Source organism: Xanthobacter sp. 91, assembly GCF_000702385.1.
Classification (GTDB): Bacteria; Pseudomonadota; Alphaproteobacteria; order Rhizobiales; family Xanthobacteraceae; genus Xanthobacter; species Xanthobacter aminoxidans.
This window is the reverse complement of record NZ_JNIB01000001.1, coordinates 904,066-926,347: the sequence shown is the minus strand read 5'-3', so window position 1 is coordinate 926,347 and position 22,282 is coordinate 904,066. Positions and strand designations below refer to the sequence as shown.

Sequence of the window (22,282 nt, the reverse complement as noted above, 5' to 3'; positions counted from 1 at the left end):
GGGAGCGCTTCAGCCCGGTCGGCGGATCGTCCTGAGGTCGAGGCCCGCGGCCGCGATGCGCTCCAGCGCGCCGGCGATGGGCTCGCGCGCCACCGCCATATGGAAGGCGTTGGCATGGAGGAGCGTCTCCGCGTCCTCCGCGATGCCCACATGCCCCGGCCAGAACAGCAGATCGCCCCGCTTGATGGGGGCATCGAGCGGGATCGCTGTACCGATGGCCTTCTCCTGCATGTCGCTGTCACGCGGCGCGCGGACGCCGGTGGCGGCAAGCGCGGTCTGCACCAGTCCCGAGCAGTCGATGCCGAGGCTGGAGCGCCCGCCCCACAGATAGGGCACGCCGAGGAAGCGGGCGGCGACGGCGACGAAATCACCCTCGCGCTCGTCCGCAGGCACCACATGGACGGCCGGCAGGCAGCCGTCCGTCGTCAGGGCGAAGCCGCCCGAGATGGAGCGCACCACGACGCGGCTGCCGAACACCAGCGCGTCGCGGGGCGGCAGCTTGATGTCCGGGCCCGGAAACAGGAAGGTCCGCAGCGCCGATACCTTGTGCGCGGGCGCGGGACCCTCCGGGGCGAGGGCTTCGGCGGGCATGTAGCCCACGTAATTGTCCGCCTCCAGCTGCACCCAGGCCCAGCCTTCCGCATCCTCCTCGAACAGGCGCACCCGCTCGCCGAACAGCGCTTCGGTCTCGAGCGGCGCGTCGCTGGCGGGGCGGCGGCGCAGGGGGGCGACGGGCACGGCCACGCGCCGCATCTCGCCTTCCACGAAGCGGGGCACGTCCACCAGCCCCTTGAGGCTTGTTGCAGCGAGGTCGGCGCGGGCAGGGGTCAGCCGGGCGTCGAGGCCCGGCGGGAGTGAGAAGGCCATGGCTCAGCCCTAATCCTCAGCCGAACCGCTCGGCGATGAGGGCGTCCAGCGCCCGGATGGTCTGCGCCTCGCCGCCTTCGGGCCGGCCCGGCCGGCTGCTGGGGTTCCAGGCGAACAGGTCGAGGTGGAGATAAGAGCGTGCCTGCGCGACGAACTTGGCGAGGAACAAGGCGGCAGTGATGGCGCCAGCGAAGCCGCCGGAGGAGACGTTGTTGATGTCGGCCACCTTCGAATCGAGCATGCCCGCATAGGGCGCCCACAGGGGCAGGCGCCACAGCGGGTCCGCCTCCACCATGGCGTGGCGGGAGAGGTCGGCGGCGAAGTCCTCGTCGTCGGTGAAGGCGGCCGGAAGCTGCGGACCGAGGGCGACGCGGGCGGCGCCGGTGAGGGTGGCGAAATCGATCACGAGGTCGGGCGCCTCCTCGTCCGCGAGGGCGAGGGCATCGGCCAGCACCAGCCGTCCCTCGGCGTCGGTATTGCCGATCTCCACTGAAATGCCCTTGCGGCTGCGCAAAACATCGCCGGGACGGAAGGCGGCGCCGGAGACGGAATTCTCCACCGCCGGGATCAGCACGCGCAAATTCACCTTCGCGCCGCGCGACAGCAGCATGTGGGTGAGGCCCAGCGCATTGGCGGCGCCGCCCATGTCCTTCTTCATCAGCAGCATGGCCGAGGAGGGCTTGAGATCCAGGCCGCCGGTGTCGAAGCACACGCCCTTGCCCACCAGCGTCACCTTCGGGTGGCTGGGATCTCCGGCGCGGATCTCGATGAGGCGCGGGGCGCGGGCGGCGGCAAGGCCCACCGCGTGGATCAAGGGGAAATTCTGCGCCAGCAGCGCGTCACCGACGATGGAGCGGAAGCGCGCGCCATGGCGGGCGGCGAGGCTGCGGGCCGCATCCTCCAGCTCGGCCGGGCCGAGGTCATTGGCCGGGGTGTTGACGAGATCGCGGGTGAGCATCACCGCCTCCACCGTGCGGCGGAGCTGGGCGGCGTCCACCCCCTCCGGCACCACGAGCTTTATCTTGAGGGCCTTGGCAGCGCGATAGGTGGAGAAGCGGTAGCAGCCCAGCGCAAAGGCGAGGGCGGCGAGGCGGGGGCTTGGCACCTCGCCTTCCAGCCGCCAGGTGCCCTCGGGCAGCAGGCCGGGCAGGGCGCCGGTGGCGAAGGCGTCGGCCTTGGGCGCGGGGGCGATGCCGAACAGGGCACCGGCCAGCCCGCCGTCGGCGTTCGGGAGCAGCAGCAGCTTGCCGGCGGCGCCGGAGAAGCCGGCCGCCTCGGCAAAGCGGCGCGCGGCCTCGGGAATGGGAGCGGAGGCGAAGGTGTCCTTGGTGACGCACCAGACGGGCAGGCTGACGGCGGACGACGGGGCAAAGCAATCGATCATCAACGGAACTCCTCGCGCCGCGCCGGGGGGACAGGCAATGGTTCCGCCATCCGGCACCGCGCAGCCGGCGCATGGTGGTCCGCGCCGCGATCGCCTGCAAGATGCCCCGCCGCGCCGCCGCCCAAGGCGGAGCCGGTCAGGGATGCAGCAGGCTGGACAGGGGATGGATGAGGAGGCCGGCGCCCGCCAGCGCCACGCCATAGGGCAGGCTGGTCCGGTGCCGGTCGGGAAGTTCTGCGCCGGCCGGGCCCGCGAGGCGATGGCGCGCGGCGGCGGCGATGCCGAGCAGGGCGCCGATGGTTCCGGTGGCGAGCACGAACAGGGGCAGGTGCAGCGGGTCCACCCACAGCACGATGGCGCCGGCCAGTTTGGCATCGCCCGCGCCGATGATGTCCTCCGCAAACAGGGAGAAGCCCAGCGCCGTGACCGCGCCGGCGGCGGCGAGGCGGAAGATGAGGTCCGGCACGGGCGTGAACTGGGTGACGGCGGCGAAGGCGGCGATCAGGCACACGACCACGGCATTGGGGATGATCCGGCGGGCGAGGTCCGCGCCGATCGACGCGCACAGCAATGCCGGATAGAGGCCGAGCAGCAGAAGCTCGGCGATCCTGATGTGGCCCATCCCCATCGTGCGGTCAGTTCCCGGCGGCGGCCGAGGAGGCCTGAAGCCGGGCGAAGGTGGAGGCGATCTGCACCAGCACCGTGACGATGGCGATGGAGAGGCCGGCGGCGATGAGGCCGTATTCGAGGGCGGTGGAGCCGTCCTCTTCCTTGATGAAGCGCGAGAAAAGAAGCTTCATGGCTCAAATCCGGTCAATGGCGGCGCGTGACCGCCACAACGGCGGGCCGCAACTTGGATGCCGCGACGGGGTTGCCGTGGCAGAGCCGACGCTAGGGCGGCCCCCTTGCGGGGAAGTAAAAAACCGCGGCCGGGAACGTCCACTGTGCGTGCCGGTTGCTTGAAAGGTTAACGGTTCCGCTCGCGCGTCTTTGACGCCGGGGGCGCGGATCGCCCTTTGACGGCGGCGCCGGAGGCCGGCAAGCTCCCGCCATGAGCTTCTCCCCGACCCCCGATCCCGTCCCCGGTGATGCCGCGAGTTGCGCGGCCGTCGAGACCGTGATTGTCCCCCGCGCCCACGACATCGGCGGCATGGAGGTGGCCCGAGTGCTGCCCTCCGTACAGGGCCAGATGATCGGCCCCTTCATCTTCTTCGACCGGATGGGGCCGGTGCGATTCTCTGCGGCGCAGGCGCAGGATGTGCGCCCGCACCCGCACATCGGCCTCGCCACCGTGACCTATTTGTTCGAAGGCAGCATGATCCACCGCGACAGCCTCGGCTCCGAGCGGGTGATCGAGCCGGGCGCGGTGAATTTGATGACCGCCGGGCGCGGCATCGTCCATTCCGAGCGGCACGACGCCTCCGTGAAGGCGCGCGGGGGGCCGCTGTTCGGCATTCAGAGCTGGATCGCGCTGCCCAAGGCGCTGGAAGAGACCAGCCCGGACTTCCTCCACGCGGACAGCGAGGCGCTGCCGGTGGTGGCGGACGGCGGGGTCAAGGCACGGGTGATTCTCGGCAGCGCCTTCGGGGCGACGTCGCCCGTCGCGCTCGCCTCGCCCGCGACCTATGTGGAAATCCAGTTGGCTGCGGGCGCCCATGTGCCTGTTGATCCCACCCACGAGGACCGCGCGCTGTTCACGCTGGAGGGTGAGGTGGAGGTGGACGGCACCGCCTTTCCCGTCGGCCAGATGCTGGTGATCCGGCGTGGCGTTGCCACCTCCGTCCGGGCACGGACCCAGGCGCGGCTCATGCTGGTGGGCGGTGAGCCGCTGGAGGGGCCGCGCTACATCTGGTGGAATTTCGTGTCGTCGAGCCTCGATCGGCTGGACGCGGCCAAGGCCTCATGGCGGGAGGGGCGGTTCGACCTCATCCCCATGGACCACGACGAATTCATCCCCGCGCCGGAAGATGGTGCCGGCCGCCCCCGCCCCCAGAGCCCACGGGGCTGAGGGGCCGGGGACGGCGCGCCCTTGTGGGCTTGCTCACGCCTTGCCGGGCTGGAGCTGCGCCGGGGTGTCGCTGGCGGGAAAGCTCTCCTTCAACGCTTCGTCCAGGCGGTCTGAGGCCTTCCTTTTCTCGTGCGCACCGTCTTCCGTATCCGCCGCCGGGTCGCCTTCGGGCTTCGACGCGCGGGTGAGGGAGGGCGGGTCGCTGGCGGGGAAGGAATCCTCCAGCGCCTCGTCCAGTTCGTCGGAGACGCGCTCCTTTTCGCGGGTGGCGGCGTCCCGCGGCTCGCCGTCCGCCTTTGGGGCGCGGGTGACGGACGGGGGATCGCTGGCCGGGAAGGACTCTTCCAGCGCCTCGTCCAGTCGCTGGTCGAGCGTGGCGGTGCGGGGGGACGCGGTGGAGGCAGCGGGGGTCATGGCATCAATCTCCTCTGCACCATCAACGAACGGCAGAGCCGCCCGTTCCCCGCAGGCATGCCGCCTCACGCATCAAGTGCAGCCTCCTGCCGTGCGAGCCGGGCGGCGACACGCTCAAGGCCGGCGGCGATCTCCCGACGCTCGCCCGGACGCAGGTCCGATCCTGTCCGCAGGCGGCGCGCGAGCGCTTCCATGAGGAAGAGATCGAGCAGGGGCCGGCCTCGGCCGCCGTCCGGCGCTCCCTCCGCATAGGCGGCGAGCACCGCGCGCTCGGCGCGGGAGCGGAAGGCGGAGAGCAGCTCCGCCCGCAGTTCCGACGCGTCGCGGGCGACGCCAGCTTCGCCGGCGGTGACGCGCGCCAGGGTGTACACAAGGGAGGCGAGCAGTTCGGCGACATCGCGCCAGCCGTTCGCCCGCTCGCCCTGAGCGCCGGTGATGACCGCATCGCTCCCGGACACTAGCAGATGGTCGAGGTCGAAACGGCCGTGGGTGCGGATCACCGGCACGTCCGTGCCCGCGAGCGGGCCGGCGATGCGCTCCCGCATTTGTGCCCCGAGCCAATCCCGATCGACACCGAAAAGGGCGTCCGGCGCGGCACGCACGGCGTCGATGGTCTGGCGAAGCCAGCTATCGATCTCATCGGCAGAGGCGACGCCCGGCGCGAAGGCCGGATCGGCGGCGGGGGCCGAGAGAACAGTATGCAGCTCGGCCAGCCGCCGGGCGCTGGCGCGCAGCAGCCGGAGCACGCCCGCCACCTCCTCCTCGAAATGCTGGTGGCCGCCATCGGGCAGGGCTGCGGCATCGAGCGCACGCTGCACCTGCGCCAGGGTCCAGCCGGCAGCATTGCCCTGGTTGCGCACGAAGCCGTACGCGAGCGCCACCTGGGCCGATCCGCCTTCCGGCCGGGTGCGGGTGATGGCGCCGATCAGCGGCGGCACGTGGGGGAAGTCGAGCGCGGTGAGGTGGCGCGCCATCTCCATCTCGCCGGTACGGCCGAACTCCATGTGGCGGAACAGCTTCACCGCGACCTTGTCGGTGACGACGAGGCTCGCTGCCGGCTCGTCGGCGTCGGCGAGCTCGCACAGCGCCCCACGCTCCACGTCGAGCCCGTCCAGCCGGTCGGTGGGCGAGAAGACGAGGGCGCCGCCATCGGGCAGGGGCACGGGCTCGGCCTGCCGCAGCGCGCGCAGCACGCCGGCGGGCAGCCCGTCCAGCACCATGGCGTCGGTGAGAAAGCCCACGCGCCGGCCCTGCCGCACGCGGGTCAGGGCCAGCTGCTCGGCGATGGCGGGGGGATGCTGGTCCTCCCACGCCACGCAGAATGACATGAGGAAGCGCTCAGTGCGCCCGGCGAGATCGGCCTCGATCTCTGCCATGGCCACGTCCCGCTCGGTGCCCGGCAGGCGCATGACCCAGCCGATGCGCACCGCGCCGATGTCCTTGGCCGTGCCGGGAAACCAGCGCCGCCGCGCCAGATATTGCGGCAGCGCCTCGGTCTCGATGATCGCGCGATGGGCGTCGGAGAGGGCGCCCATCAACCCGTCGCGGACCACGAGGGTGGCAAATTCCGGCAGCATCTCCGGCGCCGGATCGCGCCAGGCGGGTTCCGCCGCCATGGTGGAGAGGCGGAAGGCGTAGAAGCCGTAAGGCGGCAGCGTGAGCACGAGGGGGGCACGGTCCAGCGCGGGCAAGCTTGTGCCGCTCACGAGATCCACCGGCACCCGCCGCTCGAACTCGGCGAGGTCCAGCTCCACCCCCTGCAAGGTGTGGGCGAGGTTGGCGACGCACAGCACCGCCTCGCCCTCAAATTCGCGCAGATAGGCAAGGATGCGCCGGTTGCGCGGGAACACCAGGCGGAAAGTGCCGCGCCCGAATGCCGGCTGCTCCTTGCGCACGGCGAGGAAGCGCCGTGTCCAGTTCAGCATGGAATGAGCATCACGCGACTGCGCTTCCACATTCACCGCCGGGAAGCCGTAGAGCGGATCCTGGATCACCGGCAGCACCAGTTTCTCAGGATCGGCCCTGGAGAAGCCGCCGTTGCGGTCCGGCGACCACTGCATGGGCGTGCGTACGCCGTCGCGGTCGCCGAGATGGATGTTGTCGCCCATGCCGATCTCGTCGCCATAATAGATGACGGGCGTTCCGGGCAATGTGAGCAGCAGGGAATTCATCAGCTCGATGCGCCGCCGGTCCCGCTCCAGCAGCGGGGCAAGGCGGCGGCGGATGCCGAGGTTGATGCGGGCGCGCCGGTCCGAGGCGTAGATGCTCCAGAGATAGTCCCGTTCCGCGTCAGTGACGGTCTCCAGCGTCAGCTCGTCGTGGTTGCGCAGGAAGATGGCCCACTGGCAGGTCGCCGGGATGGCCGGCGTTTGGCGCAGGATGTCGGTGACCGGGAAGCGGTCCTCCTTGGCGATGGCCATGTACATGCGCGGCATCAGCGGGAAGTGGAATGCCATGTGGCATTCGTCCGCGTTCGGGCCGAAATATTGCTGGGTGTCCTCCGGCCAGAGATTGGCCTCGGCGAGCAGCATCCGGCCCTTGTAGTGGGCATCGAGATGGGCGCGGATCTTCTTCAGGATGGCGTGGGTCTCGGGCAGGTTGGCGCAGTCGGTACCCTCGCGCTCTACCAGATAGGGCACGGCGTCGAGCCGCAGGCCGTCCACCCCCATGTCCAGCCAGAAGCTCATGACGGAGAGGACGCGCTCCAGCACCTCGGGATTGTCGAAGTTGAGGTCCGGTTGGTGGGCATAGAAGCGGTGCCAGTAGAACTGGCCAGCCACCTCGTCCCAGCTCCAGTTGGATTTCTCCACGTCGCAGAACACGATAGGCACGCCGGGATAGCCCTTGTCGTCGTCTGCCCAGACATAGAGGTTGCGCTCCGGGCTGCCCTTGGGCGCGCGCCGCGCGGCCTGGAACCAGGGGTGCTGGTCGCTCGTGTGGTTGATGACCAGCTCGGTGATGACGCGCAGTCCGCGCGCATGCGCCTCGGCAATGAAGCGCCGCGCTTCGTCCATGGTGCCGTAATCCGGCGACACGCCCTCATAGAGCGCGATGTCGTAGCCGTCGTCGCGCCGGGGCGAGGGATAGAAGGGCAGGAGCCAGACGGCGGTGGCGCCGAGGTCGGCGATGTAGTCGAGCTTGGAGATCAGCCCGCGGAAGTCGCCGATGCCGTCGCCATTGGCGTCGAAGAACGACTTCACATGCAGCTGATAGACGATGGCGTCCTTGTACCACAGAGGGTTGTCGCCGGCGGTGACGGGCTCAGGCATGGCCGAGGCTCCCGGTTCCGGAGGGCTTTGGGCCACGCGGGGCGGCCGGGGCGGACGAGATCGGGGCGGGGCAGAAAGGCACGGTGCTCCCTTGAACCGTCGTGGAGTGACAGGCGACCCGGCCGGCGCATCGCATTTGCAGCGGACGCGCCGAGTGAGTGGCCACGCTTGCCTAACGCGGCTGGAGCGTGGCGGTTCCGGTCTGTCAGGGAGAGTTCAGGGGACAATTGGGGCAGCCGGACGGCATGCGGGGGAATGCCGTCCGGCTGGCGCGTCAGTTTGCCGTGGCAATATCGGCGCCCGTCCTGTTTCGCGCGAAGGGGCGCTGCCGGCATCCCGAAAATGAAGGATGCCGACAGAGAATTTTTTTCTCGCGAGGGATGGAACCTTTGGGGCCGAACCGCGTTTTGACGGTCGTGTGGGCTCATACGAGTCCGCCCCCGATCCGGTCATGCGTCGCGCGTTTGCCGCTCTCCCCAATATGCGGGAGGCGCCAAGCGCCGTTGGCCGGCAGAACCTGACGCGAAGCCCCAGCTGCCCCACAGCCGATACGGAGGACCGCCCATGTTCGATGCCGCCCGCCACCCGCTGAAGATCTGCATCGATGGCTCCTGCATCGTCCTGCGCTCGCTGGACGACGCCATCGGTTTGATGCGCTCCCACCCCGTGGGGGAGCACGCCGAGATGCTGGTGGACCAGATGGAGGCCGCCCGCCTGCCCGAGCTTCAGCGCCGGGCCTGGGTGGCGTTCGAGACTTTCGCCGATGCCATGCGCCTGTCTCCCGACGCCCAGCGCCGGATGATGTGACACGGACGGCAGGGCGGTCGCGAAAAGCGCCGCCCTGAGTATCCTCCCGATTGAGCGGCTGCGCCCTCAGAACCTTTCCGGCACGCGATGGCGGGCATAGTCCGCCTCCACGTAATCGGGGTCCTTCTGGCGCTTGGGCAGCTTGATCTTCTCCCGCGGCACATCCTCGTAGGGGATGCGGGACAGGAGATGGGAGATGATGTTGAGGCGCGCGCGCTTCTTGTCGTCGGAGAAGGCCACGAACCATGGCGCCCACATGGTGTCTGACGCCTCGAACATGGCGTCCCGGGCGCGGGAATAATCGAACCAGCGCGCGTAGGATTCCAGATCCATCGGCGAGAGCTTCCAGATCTTGCGCGGGTCGTCGATGCGGCTTTCCATCCGCCGGGTCTGCTCTTCCTCTGATACTTCGAGCCAGTATTTGAGCAAGATCACGCCCGATTCGACGATGGACTGCTCCACGTAGGGCACGCTTTCCAGAAACTTCTTCGACTGCTCCTCGGTGCAGAAGCCCATCACGCGGTCGACGCCGGCCCGATTGTACCAGGAGCGGTCGAAGATGATGATTTCCCCGCCAGCCGGCAGGTGCGTGACGTAGCGCTGGATGAACATCTGCGATTTCTCGCGCTCCGTGGGCGGCGGCAGCGCCACCACGCGGAAGATGCGCGGGCTCACCCGCTCCATGATGGCCTTGATGACGCCGCCCTTGCCGGCCCCGTCGCGGCCCTCGAAGACGATGCAGATCTTCGCGCCCGTGTGCTTCACCCAGAGCTGGAGCTTCACCAGCTCGGCATGCAAGTGCTTCAGCTCCGCCTCATATTCCTTGCGCGAGAGCGGGGCGGCAGGGCTGCCGCCGTCCGTGCCGGACGGAGGCAGGATCGCCTGGGTCTTGTGCTTCTTCTTGTGCTTGTGCGCCATGGCGGCGTCCTCCCTTGAAACCGCTCCGTTGAGACGGGGCGGGTCAGGCCCAGCTGAGGAAGAAGCCCACGTCGCCGGGCATGCCGTTCGGCCAGTCCACGATCATGGCCTTGAGCTTGTAGTGGCCCTGCCGGAGGTAGTCGCGCCACAGCTCGTAGGCCTGGCGCGGGCGGCCGGTGAGGGTGTCGGGCCAGCCCTCTTCTGCATTGTTGATGGCGCGGCCCTTGTCGCTGCACAGCACGTTGGGAAAGCGCATCACCATGATCTCGGTCTCGCCGCGTTGGGCGGCAAGGCGGATCTTCGTGAGGAGATTCTGGGAGATCTCGTGCAGCGTCTCCGGCGTGAGATCGAGCGGCTGGGACAGCGTCTTGATGAGCTCCTCGCGGGCCTTGTCGGCCCGGTCCATGGCGGAGAATTCCTTGGACAGCTTGGCCTTTTCGATCTCTTGCATGTACGCGCGCAGGTCGTCCGCGCTCATGAAGCTCTCGTCGCCCAGCGTGGTATTCTGCTGCGCTGCCTGGGGCATGGGTCTCTCCGTTTGGAAATGCGGTCCGGCCGCAGTTTCTCCATGAGCTAAGCGGCGTCGTTGTCCGATATCAACTCTTTCCGGCCCCGCTCGCGTTCACACCCCCACGAGACGCGCAGAACGGCGCACAAGGCAAACAAAAAGGCCGGCGCCGGAGAGCTGGCGCCGGCCTCTCGTTTCGACCCGAAGGTCGAACCCGGAGGATTCTGGTCTTGAGGGGCGCGCTCAGAGCGTCGCGAAGACGGAAGCCGGAATGCGGAAGAATCCGCGGCCGTTGGCAAAGGCCCGGTAGTAGGACGATGCGTTGAGATAGAGATGCTCGAACCAAGCCTTGCCGCTCTGGCCTTCGGGCAGGCGGTCAATGGTGAAGATGTCGGCGTTGGGCGCGAAGCGGACGTGGATCAGCACGTCATCGGTGGCGGAAGCTTCGACGGCCGCCGCGATGGGCTGGGCAAGGGCATTCATCACAAGGTCTCCTCTGGAAGGGATCAAGAAAAGCGCTGCAGGCACCTTCCCGAAGGCCTGCCCTGAAACGCCGGACACGCCCCGATGCCGCTGCCGGAGGAACCGCCGGATTGTCTCTCGCAACCCGGCCGGCCCCGGAAAGCCCCCGCAATCCCGAAACGCTAAGCAGGGGCCGGCGCCCATTCCTTGATCGCGATCAAATTTTGTGCGTCGGTATCGAAAGACCGAATGCCGCAGCCGATGTCACGCGGCGGTCCGGCCGGCAGAACGGCGCGCGCCGTCGCGGGCGGGCGACACAGCACGTTGTTGTGAAGGGGCTCGGATGCGCCCGGATTCGTCGCTGTCCGAGGGCACGGATCTTGCCAGCCTGAGGGCAAATGCGCCGTCTTCCGGCGTAGAATTGTCGCTAACCATCCGGCCGGGCCAGCGACCCCCTCGGCCGGCGGCGTGGGGTGCAAGGCCATGCGCATTCTGATTCTCGGCAGCGGCGTCGTCGGCACGACATCCGCCTATTATCTCTCCAGGGCCGGACATGAGGTGACGGTGCTCGACCGCCAGCCGGCGGCCGGCATGGAGACCTCCTTCGCCAATGCGGGGCAGGTCTCGCCGGGCTATTCCTCGCCTTGGGCCGGGCCGGGCATTCCGGTGAAGGCCGTCAAGTGGCTGCTCATGCACCATCGCCCGCTGGTGGTGTGGCCCGGCCTCGACCCCAAGCTCTATTTCTGGCTGGCGCGGATGCTCGCCAACTGCACCGAGGCCGCCTATCGCCGCAACAAGGCGCGCATGGTGCGCCTCGCCGAATTCAGCCGGGACGCGCTGGACGAGCTGCGCAAGGACACCGGCATCACCTATGACGAACGCACGCTCGGCACGCTCCAGCTGTTCCGCACCCAGAAGCAGCTCGACCACGTGCACACCGACACCGAGGTGCTGGATGTCCACGGCGTCCCCTACGATTTGCTCGATCCCGCAGGCTGCATCCGCGCCGAGCCGGCGCTGGCGCGCGTCCGCGGCAAGTTCGTGGGCGGCCTGAGGCTGCCCGGGGACGAGACGGGCGACGCGCACCTCTTCACCCAGCGCCTCGCCGAGATCTGCGCGCGCCAGGGTGTCACCTTTCGCTATGGCGTCACCGTCGATGCGCTGCGGGAGGACGGCGGGCGCATCACCGGCGTCGCCCTGTCGTGCGGCGAGGTGCTCACGGCCGATGCCTATGTGGCCGCCATGGGCAGCTACACGCCGGCCTTGCTCGCGCCGCTGGGCATCCGCCTGCCGGTCTATCCGGTAAAGGGCTATTCCCTGACCCTGCCCATCGTGGACCCGGAGGCGGCGCCGCGCTCGACCGTGATGGACGAGACCTACAAGGTGGCGATCACCCGCCTCGGCGACCGCATCCGCGTGGGCGGTACGGCGGAACTCGCCGGCTTTGACCTTGCTTTGCGCGCGCCGCGCCGGGCGACGCTGGCCTATTCGGTGGGCGATCTCTTCCCGGCCGGCGGCGACATCGAGAAGGCGACCTTCTGGACCGGCCTGCGCCCCATGACGCCGGACGGCACGCCCATCGTCGGCGCCACGCGCTTCGCCAATCTCTTCACCAACACCGGCCACGGGACTTTGGGCTGGACCATGGCTTGCGGCTCGGGCCGCGTGCTCGCCGACATCATCGGCGGCCGCGCGCCGGAGATCGACACGTCGGACCTCTCCGTCGCCCGCTACGCCGAGGCCGCCTGAAGCTTCCGCTCACGCCGGACCTTGCGCCGCCGCCGCGCCTGCGCCAAACCAGCGCGCGGAGGCGGGCATGCGTTTCATTCACACGTCTGACTGGCAATTGGGCAAGCCGTTCGGCCGCGTGCCGGAGGAGGCGCGCACCGTTCTGAGGGAGGCGCGGCTCGACGCCATCGACCGCCTCGCCGCTGCCGCGCGCGCCAACGGAGCGCCGCTGGTGCTGGTGGTCGGCGACGTGTTCGACAGCCCGGAGCCGGGGGATCGGGTCTATCGGCAGGCGCTCAACCGCATGAAGGCGCAGGCCGACGTGCGTTTCCTGCTGCTGCCCGGCAACCATGATCCGTTGCGCGCCGACGGCCTGTGGAGCCGGCTTGCCGCCGACACGCCGGCCAATGTTTCCGCCCTCACCGAGGCGCTGCCCGTGGACCTCGGCAGCGGAGATGGCGAACAGGCCGTGCTGCTGCCGGCCCCGCTCTCCCACAAGCGCAGCGTGGCTGACCCCACCCAATGGTTCGATGGAGTGGAGACGCCTCCGGGCGCCCTGCGCATCGGCCTCGCCCACGGCTCGGTGCAGACCTTCGGCGGCGATGCCGACCCCAACCTCGTCGCGGTCGACCGCGCCCGCCGCGCCGGTCTTGCCTATCTCGCGCTGGGCGACTGGCACGGCCGCATCAGGATCGACGAGCGCACCTATTACAGCGGCACGCCCGAGCCGGACGATTTCGGCCGCGAGGTCACGGGCATCGCGCTGCTGGTGGACGTGTCCGGCAGCGCTCCGCCTGAGGTGACGGAGCTGCCCATCGGCCGCCACCACTGGCTGGAGGAGGGCTGGTCCCTTTCCGGCGCGGATGACCTCGACGCGCGCATCGCCGGCCTCGCGCCGGGCGTGGCGCGGCAGGATCTCGTCTGCCGGCTCCGGCTCTCCGGCCTCGTCACGCTGGCTGAGCGGGTGGCGGTGCGCCGCCGTCTGGAGGACGAGCTGGCGCACGAAGTGCGTTGGCTGGACCTCATCGCCGACGACCTCGTGACGCGGCCCACCGACACCGACCTCTCCGAAATCGACGCCCAGGGCGAGTTGCATGCCGCCGCCGTGCGCCTGCGGGCGATGATGGGCGATGGCGGGGCCGAGGGGCGGCTCGCCGCCCAGGCGCTGGAACGCCTCTATGTGGAGCAGATGCGCGCCCAAAGGGCGGGGGAAGCGTGATGCGGGTTCGTCGCCTCAGGATCGAGAATTTCCGTAAGTTCCGTGCCCCCGTGGTGGTGGACGGCTTCACCGACGGCCTGAACCTCGTCTGCGAGCCCAACGAGACCGGCAAGTCCACCGTGCTGGACGCCCTGCGCGCGGCCCTGTTCGAGCGCCACAGCGCCAAGAGCGACCGCATCCGCTCCTTCCGCCCGCAAGGCGACGAGGTGGCGCCGAGCGTGGAACTGGCCTTCGACGTGAATGGCGAGGAATGGCGCCTCACCAAGCGCTTCCTGCTCTCCCCCTCCGTGACCCTGGAGGGGCCGGAGGGGCGGTTCGCCTCCGATGCGGCCGAGGAGAAGCTGCAGGGCCTGCTCGGCTTCGCCCGCGCCGGAAACCGCGGCGCAGATGACGACAGCCGCGGCGCGCTCGGTCTGCTCTGGGTGGAGCAGGGCCAGTCCTTCCTCCTTGGCAGTCCGGGAGAAACCGCCCGCCGCACGCTGGAGGAGGCTCTGGCCGGCGAGATCGGCGCCGTCACCGGCGGCCGTCGCGCCAAGGCGGTGGTGGCGCAGGTGGAGAAGGCGCTGGAGGATTTCCTCACTCCCGGTGGCAAGCCAACCAAGCGGCTGAAGCAGGCGATGGAGGCGGCCGAGGCTGCGCGCCTTGCCGCCACCGAGCGGGCGCGGGAGCTGGAGCAGTTCGAGGGCGTGCTGGAGCAGCTCGAATACAAGCGCAACGAGCGCCGCCGGCTCGTGCGCGACATCGAGGACCCGCAGACCGACGCCGATCTGAAGAAGCTGGACGAGGACATCGCCCGCGCCCGCGCCGCCGGACAGGCACTGGAGATCGCCACCCTCGCCGTGCGCGAGCAGTCCGCCCGCCGCAGCGCGCTGGAGGAGCGCCGCGCCGGGCGCGAGAAGCTCGCGACCCAGCTTCAGGCCGCTGAGGCAAAGGTGGCGGGTGCCACGGAGGCCGTGAGCACCCATGCCGAGGTGATCAGTCGCGTCCGCTCCAGCGAAAGGGCGGCGGCCCTGGCGCTGGAGGCGGCCCGAACAGCCCTGCGCGAGGCGGAGACCCGGCGCGACCAGTCCGTCGCCGAGCGCGCCGCCGCCGAGCGCCGCTTTGCGCTGGCCGCTGCCTTCGCCCGGCTCGACCGTGCCGAGGCCCATGCCGCGAACATTCGCGAGCGGGAAACGCGCATCGCGGCCTCGCGCATGGATGCCGCTGCCGTGGATCGCCTGCGCCAATTGGAAGATGCGGAGAGCGCCGCGCGGGCCCAGGCGGAGGCCGGCGCCGCCACGCTGACCGTGACCCTGGAGCCCGGCGCACCGCAGATCCTCCTCGATGGCACGCCGCTGACCGAGGGCGCCATCCGCCTCAGCCGGCCGCGCACCCTTGCCATTCCCGGCGTCGGCACCATCGCCTTCGCCCCGCCGCCTTCGGGCGAGCCGGCGCTGGCGCGGCTGCGGGCGGCGCGGCGCGATCTCGCCGATTTCCTCGCGGGCGTGGGCCACGATACGCCGCAGGCCGCCCGCACCGCGGGCCGGGCGCGGGCCATTGATGAGGCCGAGCTTCTGGGGCTTCGCACACGGCTCAAGGCCGAATGCCCGGCCGATGCCGCCCTCGGCATTCCCGCTGGCCTCGATCCCCTGCGCGGCGCGCTCGCCGGCGTGGAGCGGCCGTTTCCGGAAGCCAAGGATGCCGCATTCCCCGCCGCCGACGTGGAGACGCCCTATCGCGCCGCCCGCGCCGCCGAGACGGAGGCCGCTGCGCGCCGCGAGGCGGCGCTGGAGAGCCTGAAGGCGGGCGAACTCAAGGAAGTCGCCCTCGCCGCCGCGCTGGAGCGGGCCGAGGCCGAGCGGGCGCGGCTCGCCGCCGACCTTGCGGCCGACCGCGCCGCGCTCGCGGACGAAGATCTCGCCGCCGCCCTGGAGGACGCGCGGGCCGCCGAGGCCCGCGCGCTGGTGGATTGCGACACCGCCCGCCGCGCCGCCGAAGGGCTGGACGCGGACGGCTTCATCCGCCGCCGCGACACGCTGCGCAAGAAGCGCGACACGCTGCAATCCCAGCTGCCGGAGCTGGCCGGCGCGGTGGCGCGGCTGGAGGAGCAGGCGCGCACGCTGGGAGGGGAAGGTCCCGCCAGCCGCAAGGCCGCCGCCGACGAGGAGGCCGAGGCCGCCGCCGCCGCCCACGCCCGGCTGAAAAGCGAGGCGGACACGCTGGCGCTGCTGCTGAAGGTGCTCAAGGAGGCGCAGCAGGATGCGGCGCGGCGCTATCTCGCCCCCGTCACCCGGCGCATCGAGCCCTATGTGCGGCGCCTCCTGCCCTCCGCCAGCCTCTCCTTCGGCGAGGACCTCAAGCCCCAGCTCCTCACCCGCGCCGGCCGCGAGGAGGCGGCGGAGATGCTCAGCAAGGGCACGCAGGAGCAGATCGCCATCCTGACCCGCCTCGCCTTCGCCGATCTCCTCATCGACAAGGGCCAGCCCGCCTCGCTGGTGCTGGACGATGCCCTCGTCTTCGCCGACGACGACCGCTTCGACACCATGATGGAAATCCTCTCCGAAGCCTCCGGCCGCATGCAGGTGCTGGTGCTGAGCTGCCGCGCCTCGGCCTACCGGGCCATGGCGGCGACGCGCCTCTCCATCCGTCCTGCGTGATACTCCCGCACCTCTCGCGACCATTGTAGGATGGGGGCGGGAAGGGCACAGGAATGGGCGGGATCGTCACAGCGCGCGCGGGTGCGGGCCGTCCGCGGGAGCCGCGCGGCGACACATGGGGGCGCCGGTGAGCGGCCCCGTCGAGAGACTGCGCCTGTGGCTGGCGCAGGAGCTTCATCTCGGCGCCATCGTGCGGGCGCTGGTGGTGATCGGTCCGCTGGTGATCGCCTATCTCCTCTCCGGCGAACCCGCGCTGGTCAATCTCTGCCTGCTCACCGTCTCCCTGCTGATCCCGGCGCTGAAGCTGCGGCTCAGCCCGGCGGCGGTGATCGTGCAATATCTCGTCATCGTCGCCACCTTCGCGCTGCTGTTCCTGGCGGCGCCGATCCCACCCTTGTTCGTGGTGCTGGCGGCCGTCACCGGCTTCATGGCCGCGGCCGTGACGCGCTTCGGCACGCTGATGCGAACGCTGGGCAACTGGGTGTTCATCCCCGCCGTCTACCTGGCGCTGGACATCCGCGAGGGGGCGCTGGGCGAGGCGGCGCTGTGGCAGGCGGGCGTGCTGCTCGGGCTCTCCCCGGTGGGGCTCGCCCTCGTCTGCGCCGTACAGGCGCTAGACGGGCGGCGGCGGACGCTGGAGCGATCCGAGATCTTCGGGCCACCCTCCGGCGACTGGCTGGTGCCGGCGGTGGCGACGGCGGCCGCGGTGTTCGCGGCGGCGCTGCTGGTGGAGATGTTCGACATCCGCGAGGGCCAGTGGCTCATCTGGTCGGCGGCGAGCGTGGTGGTGGGCGATCTTTCCGCCTCCACTGGCAAGCTCAAGCTGCGGGCCATGGGCGCGCTGGTGGGGGCGCCGCTCGGGCTGCTGATCGGGCTGGTGCTGCCGGTGAGCGACGTGTGCTACTCCTTCTGCGTGCTCGGAGCCATGCTCACGCTGATCGCGTTTTCGCGCTACGTGATCGGCTTCGGCGCGCGCTGCTTCTTCATCGCGCTCGCGGCTGCGTTTGCAGGGACGGGCAGCGGCATCGCCACCGAGCGGGTGGAGAACGTGCTCATCGGCGGTGCGTTCGGTCTCGTCGCCGTGGCCCTCGCCGAAATCGCGCGGCCGCCGCGCCGTCCGCGACCGGAGCGGCCGGCGGCGCTCTGAGGCTGGTCAAGCCCGCGCAGCGCCTGAGCGTGGCCTGTTCTGCCTCGGTCCAATCAGCCGGCCACGTCGACCGGATCGAGCACGAAGGGAGTGCGCTCGGCGAGGTCGTTGATGTGCGCGAAGTAATTCTCGAAGTGCGGCGTCTCGCGATGGGCGGTGACGGCCGCGGCGTCCACATAAAGCTCGTCGATGACGAACCGCGTGGGCTCGGCCTGATCGCGCCAGAAGTCCCAGCGCCGGTTGCCCGGCTCGGCGCGGGTGGCGCGCGCCATGCCCGTGAGCAGCGCCTGCAACGCTTCCGCCTTGCCCGGGCGGGCGGAGAGAAGGACCACGATCTTGACCGGCGCGCTCATCTTTGGAGGTTCCTTCAGGGGGAAGAGGCCGGAAATGGGCCTCCTTCCGGCCTGAAGGTCAAGGGGGCTCCGCTACTCCGCCGCCTCGTCGAGATGCGGCACTGGGGCGAGGCGCACCGGGGCGGCGGGCTTGTCGCGCTTGCGGGTGAGCCAGCGCTGGAGCCGGACCATGTAGAGATAGACCACCGGCGTCGTGTAGAGCGTGAGCACCTGGCTCACCATGAGCCCGCCCACGATGGCGAAGCCGAGCGGACGGCGCAGCTCCGAGCCGGTGCCCGTCCCCAGCATCAGCGGCAGGGCGCCGAGCAGCGCGGCCATGGTGGTCATCATGATGGGTCGGAAGCGGATGAGGCACGCTTCATAGATGGATTCCTCCGGCGTCTTGCCCTCGCGCTCCCGCACCAGCGCGAAGTCGATCATCATGATCGCGTTCTTCTTCACGATGCCGATGAGCAGCAGGATGCCGATGAGGGCGATGACCGAGAGGTCATAGCCCGCCACATAGAGCACCAGCAGCGCCCCGACGCCGGCCGACGGAAGGCTGGAAAGAATGGTCAGCGGGTGGATGAAGCTCTCATAGAGCACGCCGAGGATGATGTAGACGGCGACGATGGCGGCAAGGATCAGGTAGGGCTGGCTGCGGAGCGAGTTCTGGAACGCCTGCGCGGTGCCCTGGAAGGTGCCGATCAGCGTCTGCGGCATCCCCGCTTCCAGCTCCGCCTGTTTGATGGCGTCCACCGCCTGCCCCAGCGCGACGCCCGGCGCGAGGTTGAAGGAGAGCGTCACCGCCGGGAACTGGCCCTGGTGGGAGATGGAGAGATAGGCGGTCTTCGAGTTGTCCACCTTCACGAAGGCGGAGAGCGGGATCTCCTCGCCCGTGCGCGGGGAGCGAACATAGACCTTGTCCAGCGCGCCGGGGTCGGTCTGGAGCTTGGGATCGACCTCTAGGATCACATGGTATTGCGAGAGCTGGGTGAAGTATTGCGCCACCTGCCGCTGGCCGAAGGCGTCATAGAGCGTGTCGTCGATCACCATCGGCAGGATACCGAAGCGGGCGGCGGTGTCGCGATCGATGGTGAGGGAGACGGTGGGCGCGTTGGTCTGCTGGTCGGTGGCGACGTCGGTCAGTTCCGGCAGCGATTTCAGCTTGGCCAGCATGCGCGGGCCCCAGGCGTTCAGCTCGTCGAGATTGGCGTCCTGCAATGTGTATTGATACTGGGTGCGGGAGGCGCGCCCACCTACGTTGATGTCCTGCGAGGCCTGGAGGAACAGGGCGATGCCCTCCACCTTCGCGAGCTGGGGCCTGAGGCGGTGGATCACCTCGTCGGCGGTCACGTCGCGCTCGCTCCGCGGCTTCAGGGTGATCCAGACGCGGCCGGTGTTGATGGTCTGCGAGCCGCCGGTGGCGCCCACCGAGCCGGAGACGTTTTCGATGGCGGGGTCGCGCGCCACGATGTCGAGCAGCGCCATCTGCTTGCTTGTCATGGCCGAGAAGGAGATGTCCTGCGCCGCCTCGGAGAAGCCTTGGATGAAGCCGGTGTCCTGCTGCGGGAAGAAGCCTTTGGGAATGGCCACATAGAGCCAGCCGGTGGCGGCGATGGTGGCGAGGAGGCTCATCAGGGTGAGGAACTGGTGCTTCAGCACCCACTTCAGGCCGGTGTCATAGACCTTCAGCATCCCGTCGAAGAAGGCTTCCGCCGCCATGTAGGCCCGCCCGTGCTTCACATTGTGCTCGTTTTTGAGGAACAGGGAGCACATCATGGGCGTCAGCGTCAGCGACACCACCACCGAGACGAGGATGGTGATGGTGACGGTGACGGCGAACTCGCGCAAAAGGCGTCCGACGATGCCGCCCATGAGCAGCACGGGGATGAACACCGCCACCAGCGACAGGCTGATGGAGATGATGGTGAAGCCGATCTCGCCCGCCCCCTTCAGCGCCGCATCGAACGGGCGCATGCCCTCCTCGATGTAGCGATAGATGTTCTCCAGCATCACGATGGCATCGTCCACGACGAAGCCCACCGCGATGGTGAGGGCCATGAGGGAGAGGTTGTCGAGGCTGTAGCCCACCACATACATCACCGCGAAGGTGCCGATGAGCGCCATGGGCACGGTGACGCTGGGGATGATGGTGGCCCAGAGGCTGCGCAGGAAGGCGAAGATCACCGCCACCACCAGCGCGATGGTGATGAGCATGGTGAGCTGCACGTCGTCCACCGAGGCGCGGATGGTCTCGGTGCGGTCGCCGATGATCTTCACCGTGATGCCAGGGGGGAGCGACGCCTCCAGCCGCGGGATGGCCGCCTTCACCCGGTCCACCGCATCAATGACGTTGGCGCCGGGCTGCTTGAACACGATGAGCTGGATGCCGCGCTTGCCGTTCTGCCAGGAGGCGAGGCGGGCATTCTCCGGACCGTCCACCGCGCGGCCGATGTCGCGGATGCGCACCGGCGCGCCGTTCTTGTAGGCGACCACCACCTCGTTCCAGGGCAGGGCAGTGAGCAACTGGTCGTCGGCATAGATGGTGAAGCCCTGCGCCGGCCCGTCGAAGCTGCCCTTGGGCTGGTCCACGGTCGCGGCGGCGAGCACCGCGCGCACGTCTTCCAGGCTCATGCCCAGCGCCGCGATCTTGGCGGGGTCCACCTGCACCCGCACCGCCGGCTTCTGCTCGCCGGTGATCGCCACCTGCGCGATGCCGGGAATCTGGCTCATCTGCTGGGCGAGGATGGTGTCGGCCGCGTCGTCGAGCTTGGTGAGGGGATGAAGGTCCGACTGGACGGACAGGATGAGGATGGGCGCGTCCGCCGGATTGACCTTTCGGAAGGTGGGCGGGCTCGGCAGGTTCTTGGGCAACTGGCCGGACGCCGCGTTGATGGCGGATTGCACGTCCTGTGCGGCGGCATCGATGCTGCGGCCGAGATCGAACTGGATGGTGATGGAGGCGACGCCCAGCGCGCTGGTGGAGGTCATCTGCGTCACGCCGGCGATCTGGCTGAACTGCCGCTCCAGCGGCGTCGCGACCGAGGATGCCATGGTCTCGGGGCTGGCGCCCGGAAGGCTTGCGGAGACCTGGATGGTGGGGAAGTCCACCTGCGGCAGGGGTGCCACGGGCAGCAGCGGATAGGCCACGAGGCCGACCAGCAGCAGTGCCGCCATCAGCAGCGTGGTGGCGATGGGCCGCCGGATGAAGGGCGCGGAAACGTTCATGCCGGCGCTCCCACCGACACGCTCTTCGCAGGCGGCGCGGCCGGCGGCGGACGCACGGTGATGCGGGCGCCGGGGGTGAGCTTGTACTGGCCGTCGATCACCACCTGATCGCCCGCTGCCAGCCCCGTGGCGATGGAGGCGGTACCGGCGCTGATCCCGCTCGTGGTGACGGCACGCTTCTCCACCGTGTCGTCCGGCTTCACCACATAGACATAGAAGCCGTCCGGCCCGCGCTGGATCGCCTGCGCGGGAATGGTGACGACGTCGTGGTGGGTGTCGAGCAGCACCTTCACGTTCACGAAAGCGCCGGGCCAGAGCTTGAGGTCGTCGTTCGGGAACATGGCCTTGATGCGCAGCGTGCCGGTGTCGGAGCTGATCTGGTTGTCGATCAGCGCCACCGTGCCTTCGCCCACCTTCGTCACGCCGTCGCGGCGGAAGGCGATGGCCGAGACCGGGCCGCGCGCCAGCGCCGCCTGCATGTCGTCGAAGCGGTCCTGCGGCAGGGTGAAGACCACCGCCACCGGCTTCAGCTGGGTGATGACTACGAGCCCGCCCTCGTCGTTGGCATGGACGATGTTGCCCTCGTCCACCAGCCGCACGCCGGTGCGGCCGGAGATGGGCGCGCGGATCGTGGTGTAGTCGAGCTGGATCTGGGCATTGTCGATGGCGGCCTCGTCGCCCGCGATCTGCGCCTGATACTGGGCGACCAGCGCGCTCTGGGTATCGAGCTGCTGCTGGGACGCCGCCTGCTTGGGCACCAGAACCTTGTAGCGGTCGTAGTCCGCCTTGGCGTTGGCGAGGAGGGCCTCGTCCTTGGCCCGCGCCGCCTTGGCCTGGGCGAGGGCGGCGGCGAAGGGGCGCTGGTCGATCTGGGCGAGGATGTCGCCCGCCTTCACCTCCTGCCCTTCCTTGAACACCACCTTGGTCAGCTCGCCGTCGACGCGGACCTTCACGGTGATGGTGTTGGAGGCCTGCACCGTGCCGATGCCCTCGCCATAGACCGGTACGTCCTCCACCTTCACCGCCGTGGCGATGACCGGGATGGGCGGGGGTGGTGCCTTGGGCTTCGGCGCCTGCGCTGCGGCTCCGACCAGTCCCTGCTGCCAGGCGACGGCGCCGGCGACGACGATCAATGAAATGACGAAGGGGAAGACACGCATCAGGCCGTCCTGCGGCAATAGTCGATGCCCCCTTCAACACCCCCACGGCCGGAACCCTGCGCGCATTGCAGCAAAGCTCACGTCTCTGTGATGAGCCGGTCGGAGCGCAGGGTTTGCCGGCCTTGGGTGTTCAAATGCCAGCGTCCGGGCAGCGAGGAACGGCGGCCGAGGCTGCCGCGACAGACAATCTGG

General features: G+C 69.5%; 18 protein-coding genes. 6 read left to right on the top strand and 12 right to left on the bottom strand.

The genetic code is table 11. The features are described 5' to 3' along the window. Nucleotides 1–9 precede the first annotated feature (9 nt). The 4 genes from A37E_RS0104500 to A37E_RS26320 all read right to left on the bottom strand — a co-directional run bounded on the left by A37E_RS0104500 (nucleotide 10) and on the right by A37E_RS26320 (nucleotide 3,051). Nucleotides 10–867, bottom strand: coding sequence for an NlpC/P60 family protein (locus tag A37E_RS0104500; RefSeq protein ID WP_029555510.1), 858 nt, complete (start codon nucleotides 865–867; stop codon nucleotides 10–12). Nucleotides 868–883: 16 nt separating this feature from the next. After that, on the bottom strand, nucleotides 884–2,251 hold the full coding sequence (locus tag A37E_RS0104495) for a leucyl aminopeptidase family protein (protein ID WP_029555509.1): 1,368 nt from the start codon (nucleotides 2,249–2,251) through the stop codon (nucleotides 884–886). Nucleotides 2,252–2,387: 136 nt separating this feature from the next. Continuing rightward, nucleotides 2,388–2,873 (bottom strand): prepilin peptidase, encoded by a 486-nt coding sequence (locus tag A37E_RS0104490; RefSeq protein ID WP_029555508.1) that lies wholly within the window; start codon nucleotides 2,871–2,873, stop codon nucleotides 2,388–2,390. Nucleotides 2,874–2,886: 13 nt separating this feature from the next. Further along, nucleotides 2,887–3,051 carry a Flp family type IVb pilin gene (locus A37E_RS26320; protein ID WP_081762738.1) on the bottom strand — a complete coding sequence of 55 codons (165 nt, stop codon included), beginning with the start codon at nucleotides 3,049–3,051 and terminating at the stop codon, nucleotides 2,887–2,889. Nucleotides 3,052–3,302: 251 nt separating this feature from the next. Here A37E_RS26320 and A37E_RS0104480 point away from each other — a divergent pair, with 251 nt between their 5' ends. Next, a complete protein-coding gene (locus tag A37E_RS0104480) occupies nucleotides 3,303–4,259 on the top strand; it encodes a pirin family protein (RefSeq protein WP_029555507.1) in 957 nt (318 codons plus the stop codon). Between the two features lie 33 nt (nucleotides 4,260–4,292). On the opposite strand, the gene A37E_RS26790 is transcribed toward A37E_RS0104480, so the two are convergent. Together A37E_RS26790 and treS are read right to left on the bottom strand one after the other, a co-directional pair. Continuing rightward, on the bottom strand, nucleotides 4,293–4,673 hold the full coding sequence (locus tag A37E_RS26790; RefSeq protein ID WP_051678781.1) for a hypothetical protein: 381 nt from the start codon (nucleotides 4,671–4,673) through the stop codon (nucleotides 4,293–4,295). A 65-nt stretch (nucleotides 4,674–4,738) separates the two neighbouring features. Then, complete coding sequence (gene treS / locus A37E_RS0104465) at nucleotides 4,739–7,942, bottom strand: maltose alpha-D-glucosyltransferase (RefSeq protein ID WP_029555505.1); 3,204 nt, start codon at nucleotides 7,940–7,942, stop codon at nucleotides 4,739–4,741. Nucleotides 7,943–8,506: 564 nt separating this feature from the next. Here treS and A37E_RS0104460 point away from each other — a divergent pair. Further along, complete coding sequence (locus tag A37E_RS0104460; protein WP_024280606.1) at nucleotides 8,507–8,749, top strand: hypothetical protein; 243 nt, start codon at nucleotides 8,507–8,509, stop codon at nucleotides 8,747–8,749. 66 nt (nucleotides 8,750–8,815) lie between these two features. On the opposite strand, the gene ppk2 is transcribed toward A37E_RS0104460, so the two are convergent. From ppk2 to A37E_RS0104445, 3 genes are all read right to left on the bottom strand, one after another. Continuing rightward, nucleotides 8,816–9,667: a polyphosphate kinase 2 gene (gene ppk2, locus A37E_RS0104455; protein WP_029555504.1), complete on the bottom strand. Its 852-nt coding sequence runs from the start codon at nucleotides 9,665–9,667 to the stop codon at nucleotides 8,816–8,818. Between the two features lie 43 nt (nucleotides 9,668–9,710). Continuing rightward, on the bottom strand, nucleotides 9,711–10,193 hold the full coding sequence (locus A37E_RS0104450) for a hypothetical protein (protein ID WP_029555503.1): 483 nt from the start codon (nucleotides 10,191–10,193) through the stop codon (nucleotides 9,711–9,713). Nucleotides 10,194–10,418: 225 nt separating this feature from the next. Beyond that, a complete protein-coding gene (locus tag A37E_RS0104445; protein ID WP_024280603.1) occupies nucleotides 10,419–10,658 on the bottom strand; it encodes a hypothetical protein in 240 nt (79 codons plus the stop codon). Nucleotides 10,659–11,105: 447 nt separating this feature from the next. Between A37E_RS0104445 and A37E_RS0104440 the strand changes: the two genes are divergently transcribed. The 4 genes from A37E_RS0104440 to A37E_RS0104425 all read left to right on the top strand — a co-directional run bounded on the left by A37E_RS0104440 (nucleotide 11,106) and on the right by A37E_RS0104425 (nucleotide 17,367). Then, the gene (locus tag A37E_RS0104440; RefSeq protein WP_280938440.1) at nucleotides 11,106–12,386 is read left to right on the top strand and encodes a D-amino acid dehydrogenase; all 1,281 of its coding nucleotides are present in this window, start codon (nucleotides 11,106–11,108) and stop codon (nucleotides 12,384–12,386) included. Nucleotides 12,387–12,453: 67 nt separating this feature from the next. Next, nucleotides 12,454–13,584, top strand: coding sequence for a metallophosphoesterase (locus A37E_RS0104435; protein WP_029555501.1), 1,131 nt, complete (start codon nucleotides 12,454–12,456; stop codon nucleotides 13,582–13,584). Continuing rightward, complete coding sequence (locus tag A37E_RS0104430; RefSeq protein ID WP_029555500.1) at nucleotides 13,584–16,220, top strand: AAA family ATPase; 2,637 nt, start codon at nucleotides 13,584–13,586, stop codon at nucleotides 16,218–16,220. Before A37E_RS0104435 ends, A37E_RS0104430 begins: the two co-directional genes overlap by 1 nt. A gap of 127 nt (nucleotides 16,221–16,347) precedes the next feature. Further along, nucleotides 16,348–17,367: an FUSC family protein gene (locus tag A37E_RS0104425; protein WP_245279268.1), complete on the top strand. Its 1,020-nt coding sequence runs from the start codon at nucleotides 16,348–16,350 to the stop codon at nucleotides 17,365–17,367. A 53-nt stretch (nucleotides 17,368–17,420) separates the two neighbouring features. Here A37E_RS0104425 and A37E_RS0104420 read toward each other — a convergent pair whose 3' ends face one another. The 3 genes from A37E_RS0104420 to A37E_RS0104410 form a co-directional block, all read right to left on the bottom strand. Further along, nucleotides 17,421–17,720: a putative quinol monooxygenase gene (locus A37E_RS0104420; RefSeq protein WP_029555498.1), complete on the bottom strand. Its 300-nt coding sequence runs from the start codon at nucleotides 17,718–17,720 to the stop codon at nucleotides 17,421–17,423. A 72-nt stretch (nucleotides 17,721–17,792) separates the two neighbouring features. Then, a complete protein-coding gene (locus A37E_RS0104415; protein ID WP_029555497.1) occupies nucleotides 17,793–20,930 on the bottom strand; it encodes a multidrug efflux RND transporter permease subunit in 3,138 nt (1,045 codons plus the stop codon). Beyond that, nucleotides 20,927–22,090 carry an efflux RND transporter periplasmic adaptor subunit gene (locus tag A37E_RS0104410; protein WP_051678780.1) on the bottom strand — a complete coding sequence of 388 codons (1,164 nt, stop codon included), beginning with the start codon at nucleotides 22,088–22,090 and terminating at the stop codon, nucleotides 20,927–20,929. Before A37E_RS0104410 ends, A37E_RS0104415 begins: the two co-directional genes overlap by 4 nt. Nucleotides 22,091–22,282: the final 192 nt, after the last annotated feature.

Excerpts from the sequence above, each read along its gene's own strand:
- A37E_RS0104500 (WP_029555510.1), bottom strand. The coding sequence starts at position 867 with ATGGCCTTCTCACTCCCGCCGGGCCTCGACGCCCGGCTGACCCCTGCC.
- A37E_RS0104495 (WP_029555509.1), bottom strand. The coding sequence starts at position 2,251 with ATGATCGATTGCTTTGCCCCGTCGTCCGCCGTCAGCCTGCCCGTCTGG.
- A37E_RS0104490 (WP_029555508.1), bottom strand. The coding sequence starts at position 2,873 with ATGGGCCACATCAGGATCGCCGAGCTTCTGCTGCTCGGCCTCTATCCG.
- A37E_RS26320 (WP_081762738.1), bottom strand. The coding sequence starts at position 3,051 with ATGAAGCTTCTTTTCTCGCGCTTCATCAAGGAAGAGGACGGCTCCACC.
- A37E_RS0104480 (WP_029555507.1), top strand. The coding sequence starts at position 3,303 with ATGAGCTTCTCCCCGACCCCCGATCCCGTCCCCGGTGATGCCGCGAGT.
- A37E_RS26790 (WP_051678781.1), bottom strand. The coding sequence starts at position 4,673 with ATGACCCCCGCTGCCTCCACCGCGTCCCCCCGCACCGCCACGCTCGAC.
- treS (WP_029555505.1), bottom strand. The coding sequence starts at position 7,942 with ATGCCTGAGCCCGTCACCGCCGGCGACAACCCTCTGTGGTACAAGGAC.
- A37E_RS0104460 (WP_024280606.1), top strand. The coding sequence starts at position 8,507 with ATGTTCGATGCCGCCCGCCACCCGCTGAAGATCTGCATCGATGGCTCC.
- ppk2 (WP_029555504.1), bottom strand. The coding sequence starts at position 9,667 with ATGGCGCACAAGCACAAGAAGAAGCACAAGACCCAGGCGATCCTGCCT.
- A37E_RS0104450 (WP_029555503.1), bottom strand. The coding sequence starts at position 10,193 with ATGCCCCAGGCAGCGCAGCAGAATACCACGCTGGGCGACGAGAGCTTC.
- A37E_RS0104445 (WP_024280603.1), bottom strand. The coding sequence starts at position 10,658 with ATGAATGCCCTTGCCCAGCCCATCGCGGCGGCCGTCGAAGCTTCCGCC.
- A37E_RS0104435 (WP_029555501.1), top strand. The coding sequence starts at position 12,454 with ATGCGTTTCATTCACACGTCTGACTGGCAATTGGGCAAGCCGTTCGGC.
- A37E_RS0104430 (WP_029555500.1), top strand. The coding sequence starts at position 13,584 with ATGCGGGTTCGTCGCCTCAGGATCGAGAATTTCCGTAAGTTCCGTGCC.
- A37E_RS0104420 (WP_029555498.1), bottom strand. The coding sequence starts at position 17,720 with ATGAGCGCGCCGGTCAAGATCGTGGTCCTTCTCTCCGCCCGCCCGGGC.
- A37E_RS0104415 (WP_029555497.1), bottom strand. The coding sequence starts at position 20,930 with ATGAACGTTTCCGCGCCCTTCATCCGGCGGCCCATCGCCACCACGCTG.
- A37E_RS0104410 (WP_051678780.1), bottom strand. The coding sequence starts at position 22,090 with ATGCGTGTCTTCCCCTTCGTCATTTCATTGATCGTCGTCGCCGGCGCC.